General features: G+C 68.8%; 23 protein-coding genes. 9 read left to right on the top strand and 14 right to left on the bottom strand.

The annotated features are described in order from the left end of the window. Positions 1–199 precede the first annotated feature (199 nt). Positions 200–1,828, bottom strand: a complete 1,629-nt coding sequence (locus tag EV683_RS10045; protein WP_131862691.1) for an ABC-F family ATPase — start codon at positions 1,826–1,828, stop codon at positions 200–202. Between the two features lie 198 nt (positions 1,829–2,026). On the opposite strand from EV683_RS10045, the gene dapA reads away from it, so the two are divergent. Together dapA and bamC are read left to right on the top strand one after the other, a co-directional pair. Next, the gene (dapA, locus tag EV683_RS10050) at positions 2,027–2,902 is read left to right on the top strand and encodes a 4-hydroxy-tetrahydrodipicolinate synthase (RefSeq protein WP_066614243.1); all 876 of its coding nucleotides are present in this window, start codon (positions 2,027–2,029) and stop codon (positions 2,900–2,902) included. Between the two features lie 19 nt (positions 2,903–2,921). Further along, positions 2,922–4,055 (top strand): outer membrane protein assembly factor BamC, encoded by a 1,134-nt coding sequence (gene bamC / locus EV683_RS10055; protein WP_131862692.1) that lies wholly within the window; start codon positions 2,922–2,924, stop codon positions 4,053–4,055. A gap of 146 nt (positions 4,056–4,201) precedes the next feature. Here the strand turns inward: bamC and EV683_RS10060 are convergent, their stop codons facing one another. Next, the gene (locus tag EV683_RS10060; protein ID WP_131862693.1) at positions 4,202–4,408 is read right to left on the bottom strand and encodes a hypothetical protein; all 207 of its coding nucleotides are present in this window, start codon (positions 4,406–4,408) and stop codon (positions 4,202–4,204) included. A 280-nt stretch (positions 4,409–4,688) separates the two neighbouring features. Next, positions 4,689–5,807: a cupin domain-containing protein gene (locus EV683_RS10065; protein WP_131862694.1), complete on the bottom strand. Its 1,119-nt coding sequence runs from the start codon at positions 5,805–5,807 to the stop codon at positions 4,689–4,691. Between the two features lie 145 nt (positions 5,808–5,952). Between EV683_RS10065 and EV683_RS10070 the strand changes: the two genes are divergently transcribed. After that, positions 5,953–6,432: an FKBP-type peptidyl-prolyl cis-trans isomerase gene (locus tag EV683_RS10070; protein WP_066614237.1), complete on the top strand. Its 480-nt coding sequence runs from the start codon at positions 5,953–5,955 to the stop codon at positions 6,430–6,432. Positions 6,433–6,482: 50 nt separating this feature from the next. Here the strand turns inward: EV683_RS10070 and EV683_RS10075 are convergent, their stop codons facing one another. From EV683_RS10075 to EV683_RS10100, 6 genes are all read right to left on the bottom strand, one after another. Beyond that, complete coding sequence (locus EV683_RS10075) at positions 6,483–7,247, bottom strand: phosphatase PAP2 family protein (protein WP_131862695.1); 765 nt, start codon at positions 7,245–7,247, stop codon at positions 6,483–6,485. Next, positions 7,241–8,059 (bottom strand): peptide chain release factor N(5)-glutamine methyltransferase, encoded by an 819-nt coding sequence (gene prmC, locus EV683_RS10080; protein WP_131862696.1) that lies wholly within the window; start codon positions 8,057–8,059, stop codon positions 7,241–7,243. The genes EV683_RS10075 and prmC overlap by 7 nt, the downstream gene beginning before the upstream one ends. A 5-nt stretch (positions 8,060–8,064) precedes the next feature. After that, a complete protein-coding gene (gene mgtE, locus EV683_RS10085) occupies positions 8,065–9,504 on the bottom strand; it encodes a magnesium transporter (RefSeq protein WP_066614231.1) in 1,440 nt (479 codons plus the stop codon). Positions 9,505–9,755: 251 nt separating this feature from the next. Further along, complete coding sequence (mtgA, locus tag EV683_RS10090) at positions 9,756–10,439, bottom strand: monofunctional biosynthetic peptidoglycan transglycosylase (protein ID WP_131862697.1); 684 nt, start codon at positions 10,437–10,439, stop codon at positions 9,756–9,758. Positions 10,440–10,442: 3 nt separating this feature from the next. Next, positions 10,443–11,264, bottom strand: coding sequence for a shikimate dehydrogenase (gene aroE, locus EV683_RS10095; RefSeq protein ID WP_066614229.1), 822 nt, complete (start codon positions 11,262–11,264; stop codon positions 10,443–10,445). A gap of 164 nt (positions 11,265–11,428) precedes the next feature. Next, entirely contained in the window at positions 11,429–11,881 is a 453-nt protein-coding gene (locus EV683_RS10100) for a rhodanese-like domain-containing protein (RefSeq protein WP_131862698.1), read from the bottom strand. A gap of 287 nt (positions 11,882–12,168) precedes the next feature. Between EV683_RS10100 and glnA the strand changes: the two genes are divergently transcribed. The 4 genes from glnA to ntrC all read left to right on the top strand — a co-directional run bounded on the left by glnA (position 12,169) and on the right by ntrC (position 16,969). Beyond that, the gene (glnA, locus tag EV683_RS10105) at positions 12,169–13,587 is read left to right on the top strand and encodes a type I glutamate--ammonia ligase (RefSeq protein ID WP_066614227.1); all 1,419 of its coding nucleotides are present in this window, start codon (positions 12,169–12,171) and stop codon (positions 13,585–13,587) included. Between the two features lie 161 nt (positions 13,588–13,748). Next, a complete protein-coding gene (locus tag EV683_RS10110; protein ID WP_131862699.1) occupies positions 13,749–14,252 on the top strand; it encodes a DUF4124 domain-containing protein in 504 nt (167 codons plus the stop codon). Between the two features lie 198 nt (positions 14,253–14,450). Next, on the top strand, positions 14,451–15,506 hold the full coding sequence (glnL, locus tag EV683_RS10115) for a nitrogen regulation protein NR(II) (protein ID WP_066614224.1): 1,056 nt from the start codon (positions 14,451–14,453) through the stop codon (positions 15,504–15,506). A gap of 26 nt (positions 15,507–15,532) precedes the next feature. Further along, entirely contained in the window at positions 15,533–16,969 is a 1,437-nt protein-coding gene (gene ntrC, locus EV683_RS10120) for a nitrogen regulation protein NR(I) (RefSeq protein WP_131862700.1), read from the top strand. 94 nt (positions 16,970–17,063) lie between these two features. Here the strand turns inward: ntrC and EV683_RS10125 are convergent, their stop codons facing one another. Together EV683_RS10125 and metE are read right to left on the bottom strand one after the other, a co-directional pair. Next, positions 17,064–18,608, bottom strand: a complete 1,545-nt coding sequence (locus tag EV683_RS10125; RefSeq protein ID WP_066614220.1) for a mechanosensitive ion channel family protein — start codon at positions 18,606–18,608, stop codon at positions 17,064–17,066. 98 nt (positions 18,609–18,706) lie between these two features. Continuing rightward, positions 18,707–20,989 carry a 5-methyltetrahydropteroyltriglutamate--homocysteine S-methyltransferase gene (gene metE / locus EV683_RS10130; protein WP_131862701.1) on the bottom strand — a complete coding sequence of 761 codons (2,283 nt, stop codon included), beginning with the start codon at positions 20,987–20,989 and terminating at the stop codon, positions 18,707–18,709. Positions 20,990–21,083: 94 nt separating this feature from the next. On the opposite strand from metE, the gene EV683_RS10135 reads away from it, so the two are divergent. Both EV683_RS10135 and EV683_RS10140 read left to right on the top strand, forming a co-directional pair. Continuing rightward, on the top strand, positions 21,084–22,007 hold the full coding sequence (locus EV683_RS10135) for a LysR family transcriptional regulator (protein WP_131862702.1): 924 nt from the start codon (positions 21,084–21,086) through the stop codon (positions 22,005–22,007). 66 nt (positions 22,008–22,073) lie between these two features. Next, positions 22,074–24,197 carry an ABC transporter substrate binding protein gene (locus EV683_RS10140; protein WP_165916817.1) on the top strand — a complete coding sequence of 708 codons (2,124 nt, stop codon included), beginning with the start codon at positions 22,074–22,076 and terminating at the stop codon, positions 24,195–24,197. 65 nt (positions 24,198–24,262) lie between these two features. Here the strand turns inward: EV683_RS10140 and EV683_RS10145 are convergent, their stop codons facing one another. From EV683_RS10145 to EV683_RS10155, 3 genes are all read right to left on the bottom strand, one after another. Then, positions 24,263–24,727 carry a SixA phosphatase family protein gene (locus EV683_RS10145; RefSeq protein WP_066613350.1) on the bottom strand — a complete coding sequence of 155 codons (465 nt, stop codon included), beginning with the start codon at positions 24,725–24,727 and terminating at the stop codon, positions 24,263–24,265. A 69-nt stretch (positions 24,728–24,796) separates the two neighbouring features. Continuing rightward, positions 24,797–25,513: an LrgB family protein gene (locus tag EV683_RS10150; RefSeq protein ID WP_131862704.1), complete on the bottom strand. Its 717-nt coding sequence runs from the start codon at positions 25,511–25,513 to the stop codon at positions 24,797–24,799. Beyond that, complete coding sequence (locus tag EV683_RS10155) at positions 25,510–25,887, bottom strand: CidA/LrgA family protein (protein ID WP_066613353.1); 378 nt, start codon at positions 25,885–25,887, stop codon at positions 25,510–25,512. Before EV683_RS10155 ends, EV683_RS10150 begins: the two co-directional genes overlap by 4 nt. Positions 25,888–25,903: the final 16 nt, after the last annotated feature.

Consider the following 25,903-nt stretch of genomic DNA (forward strand, 5'->3'; position numbering starts at 1 on the left):
TGATGAAGCGCATGGCCTATGGCTACCGGGACAGCGAGTACTTCTTCCTGAAGATCAGGGCCGCTTTCCCCGGGAATCCGTGAAGAACCAAAAAAAGGCGAAGGCATAAGCCTTCGCCTTTTGATAGCGGCTTCGACAAGCCCGGCGCGACGCGACTCCGCGCGGTTGCTGCTACGCAACAAACGCGCGCCGCCAGGGCTTATTCGATGCCCTTGCTGGCGAGGTAGTCCTCGTAACCGCCCATGTAGTAGTCGTAACCGCCCTTGCCGTCCAGTTCGAGGATCTGGGTGGCGAGCGAGGACACGAACTGGCGGTCGTGCGACACGAAGATCAGCGTGCCCTTGTACTTTTCGAGCGCCATGTTGAGCGATTCGATCGACTCCATGTCCATGTGGTTGGTCGGCTCGTCCATCAGCATCACGTTCGGGCGGGTCATGATCAGCTTGCCGTACAGCATGCGCCCCTTCTCGCCGCCGGACAGCACGCGTACCGCCTTGTCGACGTCGTTGCCGCCGAACAGCAGGCGGCCGAGGGTGGCGCGCACCACCTGCTCGTCGTCGCCCTCCTGGGTCCACTCGCGCATCCACTCGGTCAGCGTCAGGTCGCTGTCGAACTCGGCCTCGTGGTCCTGCGCGTAGTAACCGACCTGCGCCTTTTCGGCCCACTTGATGGTACCGGCGTCCGGGGTAACGCCCTCGGCCAGGACCGGATCGTAGGCGCCGGCCAGCAGCTTCATCAGCGTCGACTTGCCGGCGCCGTTCGGGCCGATGATCGCCAGGCGCTGGCCTGCTTCGAGGATCAGGTTCAGGTCCTTGAACAGCGGCTTGTCGAAGGATTTGGACAGGCCCTCGATCTCGACCGCCTGACGGTGCAGCTTGTTCTTGTCGTCGAGCTCGAAGCGGATGAACGGGTTCTGGCGGCTGGACGGCTTCACCTCGACCATCTCGGCTTTGAGCTTGTCGGCCTGCTTGAGGCGGCTGGTCGCCTGGCGCGCCTTGGACTTGTTGGCCGAGAAGCGCGCTGCGAACTCGTGCAGCTCCTGGATGCGCTCCTTGGCCTTGGCGTTGGAAGCCAACTGGCGCTCGCGCGCCTGCATCGACGCGATCATGTAATCGTCGTAGTTGCCCGGGTAGATCTGGATCGTGTTGTAGTCCAGGTCGGCCATGTGGGTGCACACCTCGTTCAGGAAGTGACGATCGTGCGAGATGATGATCATGGTCGAGTTGCGCTCGTTCAGCACATGCTCGAGCCAGCGGATGGTGTTGATGTCCAGGTTGTTGGTCGGCTCGTCGAGCAAGAGCACGTCCGGATCGGAGAACAACGCCTGCGCCAAGAGCACGCGCAGCTTGAAGCCCGGCGCGACCTCGCTCATCGGGCCGTTGTGCAGCTCGGTCGGGATGCCGACGCCCAGGAGCAGCTCGCCGGCGCGCGCCTCGGCGGTGTAGCCGCCGTACTCGGCGAACTTCGCCTCCAGTTCGGCCGCGTGCATGTAGTCGTCCTCGGTCGCCTCGAGGTTGGCGTAGATCGCGTCGCGCTCGGTCATCGCCGCCCACATCTCGGTGTGGCCCTGCAGCACCACGTCGAGCACGCGCCGGTCCTCGTAGGCGAACTGGTCCTGGCGCAGCTTGCCGAGGCGCACGCCGTTCTCGATCGCCACCTCGCCGGAGGTCTGCTCCAGATCGCCGCCGAGGATCTTCATGAAGGTCGACTTGCCCGAACCGTTCGCGCCGATCAGGCCGTAACGGTTGCCCTCGCCGAACTTGACCGAAACCTTTTCGAACAGCGGTTTCGCGCCAAACTGCATCGTAATGTTCTGTGTGCTGATCACGTCGGATTTCCCTGTCGGCAAACAGCCGTAAGTACTCGAAAAAACAGACATTCTAGCACAAAGCCCCCATCGCTTCGCCCCGCCGCCCCGCCCGCCGCGACGGGGCCCGCGCCGCGGCGCCGAGCGTCGCTATCGCCGCCAAGACAAATTCCGCTACAATCGAAAGCCTTTGCATCCCACTTCAAATAGGCTGAAATTATGCTCACCGGAAGCCAGGTGGCTCTGGTCACGCCGATGTTCGACGATGGCCGGGTCGATTTCGAGTCCCTCAAGCGTTTGGTTGAATTCCACATTCAGAACGGCACCGCAGCCCTGGGGGCGGTCGGCACCACCGGCGAATCGGCCACCCTGACGGTTGACGAGCACATCGCGGTCGTGAAGGCCACGGTCGAATACGCCGCCGGCCGCGTGCCGGTGGTCGCCGGCACCGGCGGCAACTCGACCGCCGAGGCGATCGAGCTGGCGCGCCTGGCGAAGGAAGCCGGCGCCGATTACTCGCTGTCGGTCGTCCCCTATTACAACAAGCCGACCCAGGAAGGCATCTACCGCCACTACCGCGCGATCGCCGAAGCGGTCGACTTGCCGGTGATCCTTTACAACGTGCCGGGCCGTACCGTCGCCGACATGAGCAACGACACCGTGCTGAGGTTGGCCGAGGTACCCGGCATCGTCGGCCTGAAGGACGCGACCGGCGATATCGGCCGCGCCTGCGATCTGGCGCGCCGCGTGCCCGACAACTTCGCGCTCTACTCCGGCGACGACCCGACCGGCATGGCCTTCATGCTGTGCGGCGGCCACGGCGTGATCTCGGTCACCGCCAACGTCGCGCCCAAGGCGATGAGCGAGCTGTGCGCCGCGGCGCTGGCCGGCAAGCCGCGCGAGGCGCGCGCGATCAACGACCGCCTGCAGGGTCTGCACAAGCACCTGTTTGCCGAACCCAACCCGATCCCGGCCAAATGGGCGCTCGCGCGCATGGGCCTGATCGGCGCCGGCCTGCGCCTGCCGCTGACCCCGATGACCGACGCCCCCGTCGCGCCGCTCGAAGCGGCGATGCGCGAGGCCGGCGTCCTTTAACCCCCTCACGGGAGAACGCATGAAACGCATCGCGTCCCTCACCCTGCTGGCCGGCAGCGTCCTCGTCGCCGCCTGCAGCTCGACCGATCCGATGTCCAGGCTGGACTACAAGACCGAAGGCCCGGCCAAGAAGAGCGGCGCCGGCCTCGAAGTACCGCCCGACCTGACCGCACCGCAGGTGCAGAACCGCTACAGCATCCCCGGCGGCGCCTCGCTGTCCGCGCTCAAGGAGGCGCAGGCCGACACCAGGGCCACGCCGCGCGCCGACGGCGCCGTGCTGTCCCGGGTCGACGACGTGCGCATGGCCCGCGACGGCAACCAGCGCTGGCTGGTGGTCGGCAAGCAGAGCCCGCAGGAATTGTGGCCGCTGCTCAAGGCGTTCTGGCAGGACAACGGCTTCGTCATCAAGACCGAAGAGCCCGAGATCGGCATCATGGAAACCGAGTGGGCCGAGAACCGCGCCAAGCTGCCGAACGACGGCTTCCGCAAGCTGATGGAAACCGTCGGCCTCGGCGCGGTCTACTCGACCCCCGAGCGCGACAAGTTCCGCATCCGCCTCGAGAAGACCGCCGAGGGCACCGAGGTCTACTTCTCGCATCGCGGCATGTACGAGATCTACACCCGCGAGGCCCGCGACGAGACCCGCTGGCAGCCGCGTCCGAGCGACCCGGAACTCGAAGCCGCCTTCCTCGGCCGCTTCATGGTCCGCCTCGGCATCCAGAACGAGAAAGCCCGCCAGGCGGTCGAGTCCGTCACCGCGACGCCCAACCCGGTCGCGACCCGCGCGCGCCTGGAAGGCGACACGCTGATTGTCGTCGACAGCTTCGACCGCGCGTGGCGCCGCATCGGCCTCGCGCTCGACCGCGTCGGCCTCGTCGTCTCCGATCGCGACCGCTCGCAGGGCACCTACTTCGTGCGCCCCGCGCAGAGCGAGGCCGAGGCGAAGGCCGAGGGCGGCTTCTGGTCCAGCCTCGCCTTCTGGAAGGACAAGCCGCAAAAAGCCGGCGGCAAGGTCGACAACGACTACCGCGTCGTCGTCAAAGCGGCCGGCAGCGCGCAAAGCACGCTGACCCTCACCGACGCGCACGGCGCGGCCCTGCCCGCAGCCGAGGCCCGCACCTTGCTCGGCAAGCTGCGCAACGAATTGCAGTAAGGGGGCGGCCAACGTCAGACGCCAAAGCCCGCCGCAAGGCGGGCTTTTCTTCGCCCGGACGGACAGCCGGACGATCGTCGGCACGAAAACGCCGGACAGCAAAAAACCGGCCCGTGGGCCGGTTTTTTGTCACTTCGTGCGCCGGATTACTGGGCAGCGGAAGCGTCAGCAGCCGGAGCCGAAGCGTCGGCAGCGGCGGCCGAAGCGTCAACGGCCGGAGCCGAAGCGTCAACGGCCGGAGCCGAAGCTTCGACGGCCGGAGCCGAGGCGTCAACGGCAGCAGCTTCTTCTTTTTTGCCGCAAGCGGACAGAGCAACGGCCAGCAGGGCAGCAACGAGGAGCGACTGTTTCATTTTTTCTATACCTTTGAGAGTGTGTTGAAGGTAAACGATACGTCTATAGCGATGCCGCGCCTGTTTATCCGAAGCGACGGCACAAAACCATCAGTGCGCAGGATTGTATCACGAACGCCCGGCCTGTCTAGGGGGAGCGCAGATAAAAAAGCGACACGTCCGTGCACAGGGTTGCTGCAACGCAGCATACCGGAAAATTCGGCCTTTCGCGTCCCCCGTAGCGGATGGCAACGCCGAATTTTCAGAAACGAACCGGTTCCGTTGCCATTTCGCGACAGGTTCAGCACAGATGCCAATAGCCTAACTGCCAGCCGTCGTACAAGACCTTCAGCATGGATGCGGCCACTTGTTCGCCCGCGAGCTCGCGACGATTCGAAAGAATTTCCCACGATTCCACCGCAGCACCTTCAACCTCCAGCTTCTCGCCGTTGCAGTAGAACGCCCCGTCGCGGTACAGGATCAATGTTTTCAGGTCGAGCTTGACACCCCGTTCGCGCGCGGCGTCGGCGAATGCGTCCTCCTCCAGCTCCTCGTCGGCGCCGTCGTAGAACACGTGCGCCTTCGGTTCGGTCAGGTAGTGGCCGAGGAAGTCCGCCACCTCGTCGCGCCCCCAGCTCACGCGCCGCAGCGTGTCGAACACCTGGTCGACCATCGCCTCGCCGATCCGCGCCGGTTCGGCCTGCCAGGCGAGATCGGGGTCGGCGTAGCGCCCGTCCAGGCACACGCGGTCCTGCAGGTAGACGAGGAACTGGCTGGCCAGCTCCTGCGCGCTCGGCGCCCGGAAGCCGATCGAGTAGGTCATGCCCGGCTCGAGCGCGACGCCGTAGTGCGCGTAGCGCGGCGGCAGGTAGAGCATGTCGCCGTGCTCGAGCACGTATTCCTCCTCGACCCTGAAATCCTTGAGGATCTTCAAGGGCGCCCCGTCGACCAGCGTCATGTCCTGCTGCGCGGCGATCTGCCAGCGCTTGCTGCCGCCGACCTGCAGCAGGAACACGTCGTAGGAATCGAAGTGCGGACCGACGGTGCCGCCGGGCGGCGCGTAGCTGATCATCAGGTCGTCGAGCCGCGCGTAGGGCACGAAGTCGAAGCGCCACAGGATGTCGGCGATATGCGGCAGGTGGTGGTTGACGCCCTGCACCAGCAAGGTCCAGTCGGTCGCGGGCAGCTTGCGCAGCCGGCCGGCACGGAACGGCCCGTGCTCGACGCGCCAGTCGCCGCCCCGGCACTCGATCAGGCGCGACTCGACGTCGTCCTGCTGGGCCAGACTGGCCAGCCACGGATAGTCGACGTGCGGGCCGACGTCCTTGAGCGCGCCCCGGATCAGGAGCGGCTTCTTGTGCCAGTAGTCGGCGAGGAATTGTTGCGGCGTCAGGCCGCCGAGCAGCGGGTTGGGGTTCATGGGCTTTTCTCGGTTGCGGTGCAGGCGATGGTTTACAATAGGGACAGCGCCTTACAGCGCATTGCCAAGCGGGCCGCCTCGCGCGACCTTCTCGCACGCGGTGCGGCCGGCGCCTTTGGTTTGAATTCTCACGGAAAGCTCACTCATGCAAATTGCCAAAAATACCGTCGTGACCCTGCACTACGAAATGTTCGACGGTGAAAACAACCTGATCGACAAGACCGAAGAGCCGATCAGCTACCTGCATGGTGGCTACGACGGCATCTTCCCGCTGGTGGAAGAGGCTCTGCAAGGCAAGGCTGTGGGCGAAACCATCGACGTGACCATGCAGCCGGACGACGCCTTCGGCGAGCCGGAAGAAGAGCTGGTCCGCGTCGAGCCGATCGACGTGTTCCCGGCCGACGTCGAAGTCGGCATGATGTTCGAGGCCGACGACCCGGAAACCGGCGAAGTGCTGCTGTTCCGCGTCACCGACATCGCCGACGGCAAGGCCGTCGTCGACGCCAACCACCCGCTGGCCGGCCAGGTGATCCGCTTCAAGGCGACCGTCGCCGACGTGCGCGACGCCAGCGCCGACGAGGTGGAGCACGGCCACGCCCACGGCGAGCACGGCCATCATCACTGATCGTTCCGTTCGTCGCAAGACCAGCAGGGTTGGCCGAGGCCAACCCTTTTTCATGCCCGCCGGCGCGCCCTTCCCCACGCGATCGCCAGCGCCGCCAGCGCCGCCGCCACCAGCAGCAGGCGCCACCCGGCCTCGACGTCCGCGGCCGCCCAGACCCCGAGCGCCAGATGGACGGCGTAGCCGCCCGTCAGCAGCAGCGCCACGCCGGCCGGACGCGCCCCGTCGAGCGCGGGCACAGCGAGCCGGCAAGCCAGCGCCAGCCGCGCGCAGGCCCAGCCGAGCAGGCCGCCGGCGAGCAGGTCCACCGGCCAGTGCAGGCCCACCGCCACGCGCGACAGCATGATCCCCGCCGCCAGCAACGCCAGCGCGGCGCGCGAGCGCGCCGCCGCGCCGTGCGCGAGCAGGGTCGCCAGCAGCGCCGCGGCGGTCGAATGGCCGGACGGAAAGGCATTGGTGAACGGCACGCTGTCCAGCAAGTGGAAACTGCCCGCCGCCAGCACCAGCGGCGGCCGCGCCTCGGCGAACAACAGCTTGAACAGCGCCGACAGGACGAGCGCCAGCGCGTAGCCGGACAAAGCCGCCGGCCAGCGTCCGGGACGACGGCTCGCCCAGACCGCCAGCAGAATGGCGACGACCGCCCATTCGCCGACCACCGACAGGCCGAGCCACAGGCCGGGCGGCAGCGCGGCGGCGGCGTGGTTGAACGCAAGGAACAGCGCGCGGTTGGCGCCGGGCCAGGCGAGCAGCACGGCAAGGCCCGACAGCGCAAGGTAGAGCGGCCATGGCGCGATGGCGGACGGACGGGATATCAGCATGGACGTTGGCCGAGGGTGATGCGGTCCAGACCGGCCAGATCGACCAGGGTTTCGACGCGCGCAAGGCCGGCCGCCGCGAACAGCGCGCGCACCGCGCCCGCCTGGTCGTAGCCGTGCTCGACGATCAGCCAGCCGCCCGGCGCCAGCCGCCCCGGCGCGCCGGCCGCCAGCTCGCGCAGGCAGGCAAGGCCGTCGGCCCCGTCGGTCAGCGCGCCGCGCGGCTCGAAGCGCAGATCGCCCTGCTCGAGATGCCGGTCGCCGGCGGCGATGTACGGCGGGTTGGACGCGATCAGGTCGTAGCGCTCGCCGGCCGGCAAGGCGTCGTACCAGCTACCGCGATGGAAACGCACCGGCGCGCCGAGGCGGTCGGCGTTGTCGCGCGCGATCGCCAGCGCGCCGGCGGAGATATCGGCGGCGTCGACCGTCCAGGCCGGCGCCTCCAGCGCCAGCGTGACGGCGACGATGCCGCTGCCGGTCCCGAGGTCGACCGCGCGACACGCCCGCTCGCGCGGCAGACGCGCCAGCGCCGCCTCGACCAGGTGCTCGGTCTCCGGACGCGGGATCAGCACACCGGGCGCGACGCGGAAGGCGCGGCCGAAGAATTCGCGCGCGCCGACCAGGTAGGCGACCGGCTCGCCACGCCGTCGCGCCCCGGCCATCGTCTGGAAGGCGGCGACGACCCGGTCGGGGGCCGCCTCGTCGCCGCGCGCGATCAGTTGCGCGCGCGTCAGCCCGGACGCGGTTTCGAGCAGGAGGCGCGCCTCCAGCCTCGGCAGGCCGGCGTCGCGCAACAGGTCGTCGTAGCTCGTCATCGTCGTCACATCAGGAACAGGGTTGCCAGCCCGAGGAAGATGAAGAAGCCGCCCGAATCGGTGCAGGCGGTGATCATCACGCTGGAGCCGACCGCCGGGTCGCGGCCGAGCCGCGCCATCGTCATCGGGATGAACACGCCGATGGTCGCCGCCAGCATCAGGTTCAGCGTCATCGCGGTGGTCATCACCACGCCGAGCGGCAGGCTGCCGTACAGCGCCCAGGCCAGCACGCCGAGCGCGCTGCCCCACACCAGACCGTTGATCAGGCCGACGCCGAGTTCCTTGCGCCACAGACGCAAGGCCTGGCTCGCCTGCATCTGGCCCATCGCCAGCGCACGCACGATCATCGTGGTGGTCTGGTTGCCCGAGTTGCCGCCGATGCCGGCGACGATGGGCATCAGCGCCGCCAGCGCGACGATGCGCTCGATCGAGCCCTCGAAGGCACCGATCACGCGCGAGGCGACGAAGGCGGTGACCAGGTTGACCGCCAGCCACGCCCAACGGTTCTTCACCGAGTCGAGCACCGGCGCGAACAGGTCTTCCTCCTCCTTCAGGCCGGCCATGTTCAGCATGTCGCTCTCGGACTCCTCGCGGATCACGTCGACCATCTCGTCGACGGTCAGCCGGCCGATCAGCCGGCCGTCGGCGTCGACCACCGGCGCGGTCACCAGGTCGTAGCGTTCGAAGGCGAGCGCCGCGTCCTCGGCGTCCTCGTCCGGATGGAAGGCGACCACCTCGGTCGCCATCACGTCCTCGACCAGCGCCTCGGGGTCCGACACCAGGAGCTTGCGCAGCGGCAGCACCCCCTTGAGCACGCCGGCCTCGTCGATCACGAACACCTTGTCGGTCGGCTCCGGCAACTCGTCGAAGCGGCGCAGGTAGCGCAGCACCACCTCGCAACTGACGTCGGCGCGGATCTTGACCAGCTCGAAGTCCATCAGCGCGCCGACCTGGTCGTCGCGGTAGGACAGCGCCGACTGCAACTGCTCGCGCTCCTCGGCGTCGAGCGAGCCCATCACCTCGTACACCACCTGGCGCGGCAGGTCGGGCGCGAGGTCGGCCAGCTCGTCGGCGTCCAGCTGCTCAGCGGCGGCGACCAGTTCCTGCTGGTCCATCGACTCGATCAGCGTCTCGCGGACCGCGTCGGACACCTCGAGCAGGATCTCACCGTCGCGCTCGGCCTTGACCAGGTCCCAGACCAAGAGACGGTCCTCGGGCGGCAGCGCCTCGAGGATGTAGGCGATGTCGGCCGGGTGCAGCGCGTCGAGCTTGTGCTGCAGTTCGGCCAGGTTCTGCTTGTGAACGATGGATTCGACCAGGTCGTGGCGCGGCATGTCCTGGCGGTGCACCAGGCCCTCGACGAGACGGTGGCGCTCGATCAGGCGCTGCACCTGGGCGAGGTTGTCCTGCAGGCGGTCTGCAGGTTTCTTTTCTACTACGTTCATGCACACCTCCTCCGCCGATCGGCGGCGGGACGCTAGGCGCGCACGGTCATCGGGCGGGGATCAGGATTGGGTTGAAGCTGTGTCGCGGAAATCGGTTCCGGGATAACTGGGCAAGTCCATGATTCAAACCGCGTTGCGCGGTCAAAACGGGAAAACGGTTAATTTTATCATGCCGATACCCCGGCCCGCCAGACAGACGGGCCGGGGCATCCGGACAAAGCGGGCACCGGCGTGTTACCGCGCGTAAACGCTCAGGGTACGTCGGCGTAGCGCATGCGGCGTACGATGATGCGGGTCTTTTTCGCCAGCCCCGGCGCGGCGCGATGCTCGTCGTAATAGCGCGGGTTGGGCACCATCGCCGCAAGACGGGCCGCCTGCGCCGGCGAGAGGCGCGCCGCCGAAACGCGGAAATAATGCCGGCTCGCCGCCTCGGCGCCGAACACGCCGTTGCCCCACTCGATCACGTTCAGGTAGATCTCGAAGATGCGCCGCTTGTCCATCACCGCCTCGAGCATCACGGTGATCGCCGCCTCCTCGAGCTTGCGCCACGGCGTCTTCCTGCTCGACAGGAACAGATTCTTCGCCAGCTGCTGGCTGATGGTCGAGCCGCCGGCGACGATCCTGCCTTTTTGCATATTCTTCTCGAACGCCGCCTCGATGCCGTCCCAATCGAAACCGACATGGTCGACGAACTTGGCGTCCTCGGAGGCGACGATCGCGCGCTTGAGGTTGGCCGAGATCCGCTCGTACGGCACCCACTTGTGGTGCAGTTCGGCTTCCGGGTCGTTTTCCTGCAGGCGCGCGAGCTGCTCGTTCATGAAGGTGCTCGCCGACGGGTTGTTGGCGCGCCAGTAGACGATATGGCCGAAGATCCACAGGTTGTACAAAACAAAGGCGGCCAGAAGGGCCGCCCCGATTTTCAGCAGCAGGCGCATGAATCAGGCCAACAGGTCCCGCAGCAGATTGGTCACGGTGCGCGTCTCCGGCTGCACGCCACGCCAGATGCGGAACGATTCGGCCGCCTGCTCGACCAGCATGCCGAGGCCGTCGGCCAGCATGCCAGCGTTCTCGGCTTGCGCGCGCGCCAGGAAGGGGGTCAGGCCCTTGCTGTAGACCATGTCGTAGGCCAGCGTGCGCGGGGTGAACACGCCGCGCGGAATCGGCGGCAGGTCGTTCGACAGGCTCGACGAGGTCGCGTTGATGATGATGTCGAAGGTACGACCGGCGAGCGCCTCGTAGCCGACTGCCTCGATGGCGCCGAACGGGCCGAACTGGTGAGCCAGCGCCTCGGCCTTGATCAGCGTGCGGTTGGCGATGGTCAGCGCGGCCGGCCGCTGCTCCAAGAGCGGCACCAGCACGCCGCGCACCGCGCCGCCGGCGCCGAGGATCAGCACGCGCTGGCCCTCGATCGGAAAGTCGAGGTTGTCGACGATGTCGCGCACCAAGCCGACGCCGTCGGTGTTGTCGCCAAAGGCCTTGCCGTCCTTGAAGGTCAGCGTGTTGACCGCCTCGGCGGCGCGCGCGCGCTCGGTCAGCTCGTCGGCGTAGCGGAAGGCGTCGCCCTTGAACGGCAGCGTGATGTTGAGGCCGCGGGCACCGGCGGCGACGAACTCGTCGACCACGTCGTTGAACTTGCCGAGTTCGGCGTACAGGCGCTCGTAGGCGATGTCCTCGCCGGTCGCCTTGGCGAACTCGGCGTGGATGAACGGCGACTGGCTGTGAGCGATCGGGTTGCCGATCACGGCGTAACGGTCGGTCATGGTAAAGCGTATCCCTTTGGCAAATGCGTGGCGCGGTGGAGAAACACCGCCGATGGCATGACTTTGCCTTGATGCGCGACGCGGCGCAAGCCGTCTCCGCCGCCGATGTCGCAACGCAGCAAAAGCCCGGCCCGGCCGCGCGGGCGCGACCGGGCCGTACTCGCTCAGCCCTGCACCCAGGGCAGGCCGCGCCCCTTCCAGCCGCCGATAGTGCCGCGATGGCCGGCGGCGTCCTTGTCGCCCTCGAAGCCCTCGAGCACGTTGTAGACCGAGGTGTAGCCGGCGCCGGTCGCCAGCCGCGCCGCCTCGTCCGAGCGCACGCCGCTGCGACACATGAACAGCACCATCGCCTCGGGGCTGACCTGCTCCTTCAGCTGCGCGAGAAAGTGTGGGTTCGGCTGCATGCCCGGCCAGGTCTTCAGCTCGATGCGCACCGAGTTCGGCACCGTGCCGACGAACTGCCACTCCGCCGCGCTCCTGACGTCGACCAGCACGACGCCGGGCAACTCGCCCATCAGGTGGGCCGCTTCCTGCGGCAACAGCGCACCGGAATACGGCAGCGCCAGTTCCTGCGCGCGCCGATGCGCGACGCCGAGAATTTCCTTGCTTTGGCTCATCGTTTTCTCCTTGCCGCGGCCTGCACAATTCAAACCCGCCACGGCCTAAATGCGTTATAACACTGTGGGCCGCGCACCGGGAGAGGGCAGCCGCGCCGACAAATGCACCAAACAGGTGCATTGCCGCGATCCATGCACCATGATCGGGCAAAACCGGCGCCCCGGGCGAGCCGGCTCCCGCATTTTCCGGGCCGCGAAGACCTGGCACGCTTCATGCTTAGTTCTTGGCGTACCGGATTTCACCGATTCCAATAGCCATCTATTGCACAAAGCCTTAGGAGAGACACATGGCGGTTGCAGACGTTGTAAAACTGATCCAGGACAATGATGTCAAATTCGTTGACCTGCGCTTTACCGACACCCGCGGCAAAGAACAGCACGTGACCATCCCGGCCCACGTCGTACTGTCCGAGCCGGAAGAGTGGTTCGAGCACGGCCACGCCTTCGACGGTTCGTCGATCGCCGGCTGGAAAGGCATTCAGGCTTCCGACATGCTGCTGATGGCCGATCCGGCCTCCGCCAAGATCGACCCGTTCTTCGACGAGCCGACCGTGTTCATGACCTGCGACGTGGTCGACCCGGCCGACGGCAAGGGCTACGACCGCTGCCCGCGTTCGGTCGCCAAGCGTGCCGAAGCCTACCTGAAGGCCTCGGGCATCGGCGACACCGCCTACTTCGGTCCGGAACCGGAATTCTTCATCTTCGACTCGATCACCTGGGGCCAGGACATGTCCGGCTGCTTCGTGAAGATCAACGCCGAAGAAGCGGCCTGGTCGTCGAGCAAGGAATACGAAGGCGGCAACACCGGCCACCGTCCGGGCGTCAAGGGCGGCTACTTCCCGGTGCCGCCGGTCGACTCGTTCCAAGACATCCGCTCGGCCATGGTGCTGGTGCTGGAAGAACTGGGCGTGCCGGTCGAAGTGCACCACCACGAAGTGGCCACCGCCGGCCAGAACGAAATCGGCACCAAGTTCAGCACCCTGGTGCAACGCGCCGACTGGACCCAGATCCTGAAGTACGTGGTGCACAACGTCGCGCACAGCTACGGCAAGACCGCCACCTTCATGCCCAAGCCGATCTTCGGCGACAACGGCTCGGGCATGCACGTGCACCAGTCGATCTGGAAAGACGGCCAGAACCTGTTCGCCGGCGACGGCTACGGCGGCCTGTCCGAGACCGCGCTGTACTACATCGGCGGCATCATCAAGCACGCCAAGGCGCTGAACGCGATCACCAACCCGGGCACCAACTCGTACAAGCGCCTCGTGCCGCACTACGAAGCGCCGGTGAAGCTGGCCTACTCGGCCAAGAACCGCTCGGCCTCGATCCGCATTCCGCACGTGGCGAGCCCGAAAGGCCGTCGCATCGAAGCGCGCTTCCCGGATCCGCTGGCCAACCCGTACCTGTGCTTCGCCGCGCTCCTGATGGCCGGCCTGGACGGTATCCAGAACAAGATCCACCCGGGCGACGCGGCCGACAAGAACCTGTACGACCTGCCGCCGGAAGAGGACAAGCTGATCCCGACCGTGTGCGCCTCGCTCGACGAAGCGCTGGCCGCGCTGGAAGCCGACCACGAGTTCCTGACCCGCGGCGGCGTGTTCAGCAAGGACTGGATCGACGCCTACATCGAACTGAAGATGCAGGAAGTCAACCGTCTGCGCATGATCCCGCACCCGGTCGAGTTCGAGCAGAGCTACAGCGCCTGATCGACGCCGATCGACGAAAAACCCGCCCCCGTGGCGGGTTTTTTCTTGCCCGTCGCCAGACGCCGGGCATGACGAGGGCGGCGCTTTTGCTTATGATGAAAGCGTTGCTGCGGCGCATGATTGCGCCGGCCCCGCCCAGCCCTCTTCCGCAGTGGACTCCGATGAAAGCACTTCCCCTCGTCTTGGCCGCCCTCCTGAGCGGCACCGTCCAGGCCGCGGTGTACAAACACGTCGACGCCGACGGCCGCGTCACCTATACCAACGTGCCGATCCGCGGCAGCCAGCGCCTCGAACTCGCGCCGCTGTCGAGCTACCGTCCGGGCGGCGTCGCGCCCTCGCCCGCTGCGGCGCCGCGCGCGAAAGACGACGGCGGCGCGGCGGCGCGTCCGGCCCCCGCCCCGTCCGGCGGCGGCTTCCCGCAGGTCAGCGCCGACACGCAGAAGCAGCGCGACGCCGGCCGGCGCAAGATCCTCGAGGACGAACTGGCCAACGAGACCCGGGCGCTGGCCGAAGCCAGGAAGGCGCTCGCCGACGGCGAGGCGGTGCGGCTGGGCAACGAGAAAAACTACCAGAAATACCTCGACCGCGTGCAGAAGCTCAAGGACGCGGTGACCGACCGCGAGAAGAACGTCGCCGCGATCCGGAAGGAGCTCGGCCAACCCTGAGCCGCACGCACCAGATCGGTGCATTCGTGACGCGCGCCGGCCGCCGGCCGGCACCGCAACCGGGCCGGGCCCCGCGACATCCGTCGGCGGTCCGGCTTTTTCGCGCCCGGGCACGACGAAACGGCACGGGTTATCCCCAAGACAAACTGGCGCGACACTTGCTTTTGTTACGGTATCGCCCCGAAGGTGTGCACCGCCATGATCCCCACCCGATACGCCGGACTGGAACTGCTCGACACCCCGGTGATGATCGTCGACGCCGACGGCGCCGTCCGCTTCGTCAACCCGGCGTGCGAGAACCTGCTCGCGCTCGGCCGCCGCGAACTGACGCGCCAGCGCATCGCCACGCTGTTCCGCGACAGCGGACCGCTCGCGCAGGCGGTGGCGACCACGCTCCGGCAGCACGCCAGCTTCATCGAGCACGACCTCGCGCTCGGCCTCGCCCACCAGGACGGCGTGCTGCACGTCGCGCTGACCGTCACGCCGCTCGACGGCGACGAGCCGCTCGCGCTGCTGGAAATGCGCGCGCTCGACCAGCAACTGAAGATCGCCAACGAGGAGCGACTCTTGCTGCTGCAGCAGGCCAACCGCGAGCTGATCCGCAACCTCGCGCACGAGATCAAGAACCCGCTCGGCGGCATCCGCGGCGCGGCGCAGCTCTTGGAGCACGAGTTGGCCGAGCGACCCGACCTCAAGGAATACACCGCGGTGATCAAGGAAGAGGCGCTCCGGCTGCAGTCGCTGGTCGACCGCATGCTGATGCCGAACCAGCGCCACGCGCCGACCGAGGTCAACATCCACGAAGTGCTCGAGCGCGTGCGCAGCATCCTCTTGGCCGAAACGCCGAAGGGCCTGGTGGTGCGGCGCGACTACGACACCAGCCTACCGCTCCTGATCGCCGACAAGAGCCAGCTGATCCAGGTGGTGCTCAACATCGCCAAGAACGCGGTGCAGGCGATGAAGGGCGAGGGGCAGATCACGCTCAAGACCCGCGTCGCGCGCCAGGTGACGCTGGCGCGCAAGCGCCACGCGCTGGCGTTGAAACTGCAGATCGCCGATACCGGCCCCGGCATCCCCGACGACATCCGCGACCACATCTTCCACCCGCTGGTCACCGGCCGCGCCGAGGGCACCGGCCTCGGGCTGACGCTGGCGCAGGCCTTCGTGCACCAGCACGGCGGCGCGATCGAGTTCGAATCGCGCCCGGGGCAGACCATTTTCACCGTACTGTTGCCGTTCAGCCGCGACAGCTGAACGGCCCCGAACAAAGGACGACGCGCATGACCGCACCGGTCTGGATCATCGACGACGACAAGGCCATCCGCTGGGTGCTGGAAAAGGCCCTCGCCCGCGCCGGCATCGACTATCAGAGCTTCTCCAACGCCGACGACGCGCTGTCCGCGCTCGGCCGCGCCACGCCGCGCGCCATCGTCAGCGACATCCGCATGCCCGGCCTCGACGGGCTGGCCTTCCTCGCCGAGGTCAAGGCGGCGCACCCGAACCTGCCGGTGATCGTGATGACGGCGCACGCCGACCTCGACTCGGCGGTCGCCGCCTTCCAGGGCGGCGCCTTCGAATACCTGCCCAAGCCCTTCGACGTCGACGCGGCGGTCGCGCTGATCGAGCGCGCGCTGGCCGAGAACGAGGTCGACGACGGCGACGGCGACGCGCCCGAGGCGCTGCCGGCGCTCTTGGGTCAGGCGCCGGCGATGCAGGACGTGTTCCGCGCGATCGGCCGCCTGTCGCAGTCGAGCGTCACCGTGCTGATCACCGGCGAGTCGGGCACCGGCAAGGAGCGCGTCGCCGAAGCCTTGCACCGCCACTCGGCGCGCGCCGGCAAGCCCTTCGTCGCGCTGAACACGGCGGCGATCCCGCGCGACTTGCTCGAATCGGAACTGTTCGGCCACGAGAAGGGCGCCTTCACCGGCGCGACCGCGACGCGGCGCGGCCGCTTCGAGGAGGCCGAGGGCGGCACGCTGTTCCTCGACGAGATCGGCGACATGCCGACCGAGCTGCAGACGCGGCTGCTGCGCGTGCTGTCGGACGGGCACTTCTACCGCGTCGGCGGCCACACGCCGATCAAGGCCAACGTGCGCGTGATCGCCGCGACGCACCAGCATCTCGAGGAGCGCGTCAAGCAGGGCCTGTTTCGCGAAGACCTCTACCACCGGCTCAACGTGATCCGCCTGCGCCTGCCGCCCTTGCGCGAGCGGCGCGAGGACGTGCCGCTGCTGGCGCGCCACTTCCTCGCCAAGAGCGCCGCCAGCCTCGGCGTCGAGCCGAAAAGGTTGGCCGAGCCGGCGATGGACAGGCTCAAGGGCTACGCCTTCCCCGGCAACGTGCGCGAGCTGGAGAACGTCTGCCACTGGCTGACGGTGATGGCGCCGGGCCAGACCGTCGAGGTGGCCGACCTGCCGCCCGAGATGCGCGAGGCGGCGCCGGCCGACGCGGCGCCGGCCGGCGCCGCGCAAAGCTGGACGCAGGGGCTGGCGCTGGAGCTGGCGCGGCGGCTGGCCGCCGGCGAGGTCGGCCTGATCGACGAGCTGACGCACCGCTTCGAGGAGACCTGCATCCGCGCCGGCCTCGCGCACACCGGCGGCCGCAAGGTCGAGGCGGCGCACCTGCTGGGCTGGGGCCGCAACACGCTGACGCGCAAGATGCACGAGCTGGGCATGGACGCCGGCCACGAGGCGCACGCCGAGACGGCCAGCGAGTAGCGTCGCGCGCGCCACGGACAAGGGCTCGGCCAACGTTGGCCGAGCCCTTGTCTTGTCGCCGGCGTCCCAGCACCCGCTCGCGCGCTCGCCCCGGTCAGCCGCTGCGCGTCAGCCCGAAGAAGCGCCGCATCCGCTCCATCAGCTCGTTGCCCGGCTCCGGCAAGGGCGCGGCGGCCGGGTCGGGATGCTGCCGCTTGCGGCGGCGCTCGGCCAACCTTTTCTCCAGCGTGCGCGACAGGCTCTCCAAGAGCTCCTTGCGCGAGCTGAGTATGGTCTGCAGCGCCTCCTTGTCGAGCCGGAAGCATTCGACCGTGCCGCGCGCGACCACCGTCGCGCTCCTCGCCTCGCCGGTCATCAGCCCCATCTCGCCGAATACCTGCCCCGGGCCGAGCACGTCGACCAGCTGCCGGCCTTGGCCGTCGTCGACCCATACCTCGACTTCGCCCTTGATCAGGATGTAGAGCCGGTGCGCGACCTGCCCCTGCTGCATGATGGTGTCGCCGGTGACGAAGGGCGTGAACCTGAGCTGCTCGGCCAGCTGCACGCGCTCGGCCTCGGTCAGCGGCGCGAACAGGTCGACGCGCGACAGCGCCGCCAGCCGCTCCTCGATATGGCGCCGGTGGCGCGCCTCGAAGTATTTCTCGTTTTCCTTGGTGATCGCGACGTTGTACTGCGGCGCGGCGATGCGCACGTTGTGACGGCGCAGCGCCGCGTCGACATGGGCGCGCACCATCGAGTCGGTCGGGTCGTCGAGGTTGAGGTCGAGCAGCCAGTAACGCACCGCGTAGCGGCACAGGCCGTTCTCGAAGCCCATCAGCACGCAGTTGGGCGGCGGCTCGTCGGCGACGTTCGGGATGTGCGCCTCGGCCAGCGCCTTCTCGACTTTCTGGATCACCTGGGTCGGCAGCGTTTCCCAGTCGACGTCGAAGTGCACCCAGCGCCGCCACTGCGACGGCTCGCCCTGGCGGCGGCCGAGGATGACGAACTTCTGCTTCATCAGCACGCTGTTCGGGATCACCACCGTCTCCCAGTTGCGCGTCTCGACGCTGGTCGCGCGCCAGTTGATCTCGACCACGCGGCCGGTGACGTCGTCGAGCCGGATCCAGTCGCCGATGTCGACCGAGTTGTCCAGCTGCAGCGCGATGCCGGCGAGGATGTTGCCCAGCGTGTCCTGCATCGCGAACGCCAGCACCGCGGTGATCACCGCCGACGTGGTGACGATCTGCGACAGGTCGAGCCCCGCCTGACGCAGCAGCACCAGCCCCCACGCGAGGTAGGCGACCGCGACGACGATGTCTTCGAGGATGCGCGGCGGCGTCAGGTGCGCCAGGGGCAGCGCGAGGCGGAACACCACCATGCCCCAGACGCGGATCAGGATCAGCCCCAAGAGCACGACGCACACCTCGGACAACAGCGTCCAGCTCAACGCCTGGCTGTCGCGGCCCATCCACAGCGACAGGCGCAGCAACGCGAACAGCAGCAGCGTCACCCACAGCGCGTGGCGCAGCCGGCGGCGGCTGTCGGCGTGGTAGCGGTAGAGCGCCACGCCCAACAGCAGCGTGACGAGGGCCAGCGTCACGGTGTCCTGCCAGCTGCCCGGCAAGGTCCCGCCCAGCCAGCGGTTCAGATCGGTCGACATGGCACCCTCCCCTTCGGCCAGCCGTCATGATTACAGCATAGCGTGCAAGCAAAACGCCGTCCCGCAGGGGACGGCGTTCGCGCGGGGACGGACGGCGCTCAGACGACGACGCTCTCGGCCAGCTTCTCGCGCAGGCGGCGGGTGACCGCCATCATGTTGGCGAGCGCGGCCTTCACCTCGGGCCAGCCGCGGGTCTTCAGGCCGCAGTCCGGGTTCACCCACAGGCGGCGCGCCGGGATCACCGCCAGCGCCTTGGAGAGCAGCCGCTCGATCTCTTCCTCGGCCGGGATGCGCGGGCTGTGGATGTCGTAGACACCCGGCCCGATCTCGTTCGGGTACTCGAAGTCGGCGAAGGCGGTCAAGAGCTCCATGTCCGAGCGCGAGGTCTCGATGGTGATCACGTCGGCGTCGAGCGCGGCGATCGCCGGCAGGATGTCGTTGAACTCCGAGTAGCACATATGGGTGTGGATCTGCGTCGCGTCGTCGACGCCGGCCGACGACAGGCGGAAGGCCTCGCCGGCCCACGCGAGGTAGGCGTCCCAGTCGGCGCGCTTCAAGGGCAGGCCCTCGCGCAGCGCCGGCTCGTCGATCTGGATCACGCGGATGCCGGCGGCCTCCAGGTCGAGCACCTCGTCGTTCAGCGCCAGCGCCAGTTGCTTGCACACCAGGCTGCGCGGCGCGTCGTCGCGCACGAAGCTCCACTGCAGCATGGTCACCGGGCCGGTCAGCATGCCCTTCATCGGCTTGTCGGTCAGGCTCTGCGCGTAGGCCGACCACGCGACCGTCATCGGGTGCGGACGCGCGACGTCGCCGAAGATCACCGGCGGCTTCACGCAGCGGCTGCCGTAGCTTTGCACCCAGCCGTGGCGGGTGAACAGGTAGCCGGTCAGCTGCTCGCCGAAATACTCGACCATGTCGTTGCGCTCGGCCTCGCCGTGTACCAGCACGTCGATGCCCAGCGCCTCCTGCTCGCGCACCGCCAGCGCGATCTCCTCGCGCATCGCCGCCTGGTAGTCGGCCTCGGCCAACTCGCCGCGACGGAAGGCGGCGCGCGCGGCGCGGATGGCGGCGGTCTGCGGGAAGGAGCCGATGGTGGTGGTCGGCAGCAGCGGCAGCTTCAGCCACGCGGCCTGCTTGGCGGCGCGCGCAGGGTAGGCGCTGTCGCGGCGGTCGGCGCCCGGCGCGAGGCTGGCGAGCCGCGCGGCGACCTCGGGACGGTGGACGCGCGGACTGTTGCGGCGCGACTGCTGCACGAAGTCGCTCGCCGACAGTTCGTTGGCGATGTCGCCGCGGCCGTGCACGACGCCGCGCTTCAACAGCTTCAGCTCGTTGAGCTTCTGCACCGCGAAGGCGAGCCAGCTCTTCAGTTCGACGTCGAGCTCGGTTTCCTGCGCGACGTCGAGCGGGCTGTGCAACAGCGAGCAGCTCGGCGCGATCCACAGCGCGTCGCCGAGCGTCGCGCGCGCAGCCTCGAGCTGGCCGAGCGCGGCGGACAGGTCGGCGCGCCACACGTTGCGGCCGTCGATGACGCCGGCCGACAGCACGCGATTCGCCGGCCAGCCCGGCAGGAAGGCATCGAGCTGTTCCGGCGCGCGCACGAGGTCGAGGTGCACGCCGGCCACCGGCAGCGCGGCGATCAGCTCGCGCTTGTCGGCGACGCCGCCGAAATAGGTCGCCAGCAACAGCTTGACCTTCGCCTCGGCCAACGTTTGGTACACCGGCGCGAACGCGGCGAGCCACTCTGCCGGCAGGTCCAGAGCCAGAATCGGCTCGTCGATCTGCACCCAGTCGACGCCCTCGGCGGCCAGCGCGTCGAGCACGCCGGCGTAGGCCTCGGCCAGGCGGGGCGCCAGTTCGAGCGGCGCGCTGCCGTCCTTGGCCTTGCCCAGCCACAACAAGGTCAGCGGGCCGACCAGCACCGGCTTGGCGGCGACGCCGAGCGCGCGCGCCTCGCGCACCTCTGCGACCAGGCGCGCCGGGTTGGCGAAGAAGGCGGTGTCGGCGCGCCATTCGGGGACCAGGTAGTGGTAGTTGGTGTCGAACCACTTGGTCATTTCCATCGCGTGGTGCGTCGCGTCGCCGCGCGCCAGCGTGAAGTAGCCCTTGAGGTCGAGCGAGGCCGCGTCGAGGCCGAAACGTTTCGGCAGCGCGCCGACCAGCACCAGCGCGTCGAGCACGTGGTCGTACAGCGCCGCGTCGCCGACCGGCACGCGCTCGACGCCGGCGCCGCGCTGCAGCAGCCAGTGCTTCTCGCGCAGGATGCGCGCGTGGTTCAGCAGCTCGTCGGCCGCGATCTCGCCCTTCCAGTAGCTCTCCAGCCAGAACTTCAGTTCGCGACGGGCGCCGACGCGGGGGAAGCCGAGGTTATGAACGGTACTCATCATGCAATCCTTTCTTCAGTTAACGGATGCATGATGCTGGGCACTCGTTTATGATTCAAACGCATTATTTTTGCGTTCAACATGAGGATCGTTCATGAATCAGTCGCCGCTCGAACTGCGCCACCTGAAGACCGTCGTCGCGCTGGCCGATACCGGCAGCGTGTCGCGCGCCGCCGAGCGGCTGTTCCTGACCCAGTCGGCGCTGTCGCACCAGTTGAAGCAGCTCGAGGCCGCCTACGGGCTCGAACTGTTCGCGCGCAAGAGCCAGCCCTTGCGGCTGACGCCGGCCGGCGAGCGGCTGCTGACGCTGGCGCGCCAGCTGCTGCCGCAGGTCGCCGCCGCCGAGCGCGACCTCGCGCGGCTGCGCGAGGGCGAGGCCGGCGAATTGCGCATCGCGGTCGAGTGCCACACCTGCTTCGACTGGCTGATGCCGGCGATGGACACCTTCCGCAGCCACTGGCCGGCGGTCGAACTCGACATCGTGTCGGGCTTCCACGCCGACCCGGTCGGGCTGTTGCTGTCCAACCGCGCCGACCTGGCGATCGTGTCCGATATGGAGCCCCAGCCCGGCGTCGTGCACCGGCCGCTGTTCGCCTACGAGATGGTCGCGGTGCTCGCGCGCGACCATCCGCTGGCGGCGAAGAAGTCGCTGGAGGCGGCCGACTTTGCCGGCGAGACGCTGATCACCTACCCGGTGCCGGACGACATGCTCGACCTGCTCAAAAAGGTGCTCAAGCCGGCCGGCGTGAACCCGAAGCGGCGCACCAGCGAATTGACGGTCGCCATCGTGCAACTGGTGGCGAGCCGGCGCGGCATCAGCGCGCTGCCGTTCTGGGCGGTGGTGCCGTATCTGGAGCGCGGCTACGTCGTCGCGCGGACTATCGCCGGCGGCTTGCAGAGCGAGCTGTACGCCGCGCTGCGCGAGGACGACGCGCGGCTGGCCTACCTGGACGACTTCCTCGCGACGGTGCGCGACACCAGCTTCGCCAGCCTGCCGGGGCTATCGGCGCTGGGCTGAGGCGCGCGATTGCAACGGTCATAGCAAGGGATGCAGAATGCAACTTTCCCGTCCGGCGACAATGCCATGCTCCTTTCCCCGGCCCGCTTCGCCGCCCTGCTCGCGCTGTTCGCCACGCTGCTTCCGCTCGCCGCCGTCGCGACGACGCCGCCGCAGCGGCCGGCGCGCGTGCTCTTGGTCAACTCCTACCACCCCGGCTACAAGTGGAGCGACGACATCGGCCAGGGGCTGTGGGACGGCCTGAGCCGCTCGGGGCGCAAGGTCGAGCTGTCGATGGAGTTCCTCGACAGCCGGCGCTTCCCGACCGGGCCGCACCGCCGCTCGCTGCTGACGGTGATGCAGACCAAGTACCAAAACTACCGGCCCGACCTGATCGTCGCCGCCGACAACGCCGCCTTCGACTTCATCACCCAACACCGCGCGGAGCTGTTCCCCGGCGTGCCGGTGGTGTTCTGCGGCTACAACAATCTGCGCCCGGAGGCGCTCGAGGGGCTGGAGCGCATCACCGGCGTCAACGAGGAGGTGAACATCGCGGCGACGGTCGACGCGGCGCTGGCGCTCCACCCGGCGACGCGGACGCTGGTCTTCGTGCTCTCGACCGGCGAGCTCAGCAGCGCGCGCCACGTGCCGCTGGTCGAGAAGGACGTCGCGCCGCGCTACCGGTCGCGCTACCGGATCGAGACGATCAAGGACGCGTCGATGGCCGAGATCCGGCGCCGGCTCGCCTCCGTCGGTCGCGACGCGCTCGTCTTCATCGCCGGCCAGACGCGCGACGCCGGGCTGGGCCGCGCGCTGACGCCCGAGGAAAACGGCCGGCTGATCGCCTCGGCCAGCCCGGCGCCGGTCTATTCCTTCTGGGACTTCTACCTCGGCACCGGCGTCGTCGGCGGGCTGGTGCTCAACGGGCGCGACCAGGGGCTGGCCGCCGCCGAGATGGGCGCGCGCATCCTCGAGGGCACGCCGCCGGAGGCGATCCCGCCGCTGATGAGCTCGCCGACCACCGCCCAGTTCGACTACCGCGCGATGCGGCGCCACGGCATCGCCGAGTCGGCGCTGCCGGCCGGCGCCGTCGTGCTGAACCGCCCCGCCTCGCTGTGGGAGCTGTACAAGTGGCAGATCGTCGCGTCGCTCTGCGCGCTGCTCACGCAGACGGCGTTGATCGTCGTGCTGCTGCGCCTGATGCGGCAGCGCCGCCAGGCGCTGGTCGAGCTGGAGCGCGAACGCGGTCGGCTCGAGGAGCGGGTCGTCGAGCGCACCGGCGAACTGGCGGCGCGCGGCGAGCAGTTGGCCGAGGCGGTCGCGGTACGCGACGCCATCCTCGACAACGCGGTGGTGTCGATCGCGCTCTTGAAGGGATGGCGCTTCGTCTGGCTCAACCCGCACATGGTCGACACCTTCGGCTACGCCGCCGGCGAGCTGATCGGCCAGACGCCCGAACGGCTGTGCGCCGCCCCCGGGGACTGGCGGCGCGCCGCCGACGACGCGCCGGCTGCGCTGCGCGGCGGCGGCCAGCAGGGCGAGTTCCTGCTGCGGCGCAAGGACGGCTCGACGCTGTGGTGCCTGATCAGCGGCCGTGCGCTGGACCCGGCCCACCCCGCGCGCGGGACGATCTACATCGCCGTCGACATCGACGCGCGCCACCACGCCGAGCACGCGCTGCAGGCGCTGAACGCGGAGCTCGAGCGGCTCGCCACCGTCGACCCGCTGACCGACCTGGCGAACCGGCGCAGCCTGCTGACGGCGCTGCAGCGCGAGGGCGAACGCGCGGCGCGCTACGGCACGCGCTTCTCGGTGCTGATGATCGACGTCGACCATTTCAAGACCATCAACGACGAGGACGGCCACGAGGCGGGCGACCGCGCGCTGCGCGGCCTCGCGCAGACGCTGGGCCAGACGGTGCGCGCGACCGACCTGGCCGGGCGCTGGGGCGGCGAGGAATTCCTGGTGATCTGCCCGGAAACCGGCCCCGGCGGCGCGCTGACGCTGGCCGAGACGCTGCGCGGCCGCGTCGAGGGCGCCGACTTCGGCCTGCCGCGCCGCGTAACGGTATCGATCGGCGTCGCCAGCAGCCACGCCGGCATCGCGCTGGACGCGCTGCTCAGGGACGCCGACGCGGCGCTCTACCGCGCCAAGGCCGCCGGGCGCAACCGCGTCGCGACGACGCGCCCGAGCGCCGAGCCCGCCGGCTGAGGCGGCGCCGGCACGCGAAACGCCCGGCCGAAGCCGGGCGTCCTTGGTCGTTCGCCTGCGCGCGGCTAGTCGCCGGCGCCGACCATGCCCGGCGTCATCATCACCCTGAGCACGCACTGCGCATCGCCGTTGCGCTCGCGCCGCTGTATCCACCACACCGCGCCCTTCTTGACGCTCCAGTCCTGCTCGGCGTCGGCCAACAACAGCGACGCGACGCGGCCCAGATAGGGCTGGTGACCGACCAGCACCACCGTGCCCTCAACCCGGGGCCAGCCGAGCGCGGCGAGCACGTCGGCGGCGCTCGCGCCGGGGTTGATCGCCGGCAGCACCTCGGCGTGCTTGCCCAGCGCGGCGCCGGTCTGCCGCGCGCGGCGCGCCTCGGACACCAGCAACCGGTAGTCCTCCGGCAGGCGCGGACGCAGCCAGGCTGCCATCGCGCCAGCCTGCTGCTGGCCCTTGCGGGTGAGCACGCGCGCCAGATCGTCGCGCCCTTCCTCGGCCTCGGCGTGACGCCACAGGATCAGTTCCATCTCGCTTCCCCCTCGTTTCCGGTCTGCCGCCACTGTAGCGCGGCGGCGTGTCTTTAGCATGTCAGAGCGTCACACGCCCATCCAGTGCAGCAGCACCGGCAGCAGGGCCGCCGTCGCGACGCCGTTCAGCCCCATCGCCAGCCCGGCGATCGCGCCGGCGCGCTCGGAGAGCTGGAAGGCGCGCGCAGTGCCGACGCCGTGCGCCGCCAACCCGGTCGAGAAGCCCAGCAGCCAGTCGTGCGCGAGGCCGAGCCGGTCGAACAGCGGCTTGACGACGATGGCACCGAACACGCCCGAGATCAGCACGAAGGCGGTGGCGAACTCGGGCACGCCACCGCTCTGCTCGGCCAGGCCGATCGCGAACGGCGTCGTCACCGAGCGCGGCGCCAGCGACAGCACCAGCTCGCGCGGCAGGCCGAACAGTTGGCCGAGCCCCGCCGCGCTGACGACGCCGACCACCGCGCCGACCAGCAGCGTCGCCGTCAGCGGCGCGAACGCGCGCTTGAGCCGCGCGAGGTTCAGGTAGAGCGGCACCGCCATCGCCACCGTCGCCGGGCTGAGCAGCCAGTAGACGACGCTCGCGCCCTGCATATAGGTCCGGTAATCGACGCCGGCCGCCAGCAGAAAGACGACCACCAGCAGCACGCCGACGAACACGCTGTGCAGCAGCGGCTTGCCGCCGGCGCGACGGTTGACCGCGAGCGCGATCCGGTAGGCGAGCAGCGTCAGCAGCAGGCCGAACAGCGGCGCGCTCTTCAGGTATTGCCAGCCCTCGTAAAGGTTCATGCGCCCTCCTCGTCGGCGGGCGCGTCCGCCAGCAGCGGATGGCCGGCGAGCAGCCGCCGCAGCAGCCAGGCGGACGCGAGCAGCGTCGCCAGCGTCGAGACCGTCAGCACCACGGCGAGCGCCGCCGCGTGCTCGGCCAACCGCGCCGACAGCAGCACCGCGCCGACGCCGGACGGGATGAACAGCAGCGACAGGTGCTGCATCAAGGGCGGCACATGCTCACGCAGGGTGAGCGGCACGCCGCGCCGCACGCACAGCGTGAGGAACAAGAGCAGCATGCCGAGCACCGAGCCCGGCAGCGGCAGCGCGAGGCTGCGCGCCAGGAATTCGCCGGCCAGGTAATAGCCGATCAGCCAGATGAGCGTTTCCAACATGATGTTTTTCTAATTG

It is taken from the genome of Crenobacter luteus (genome assembly GCF_004345725.1).
Taxonomy (GTDB): Bacteria; Pseudomonadota; Gammaproteobacteria; order Burkholderiales; family Chromobacteriaceae; genus Crenobacter; species Crenobacter luteus.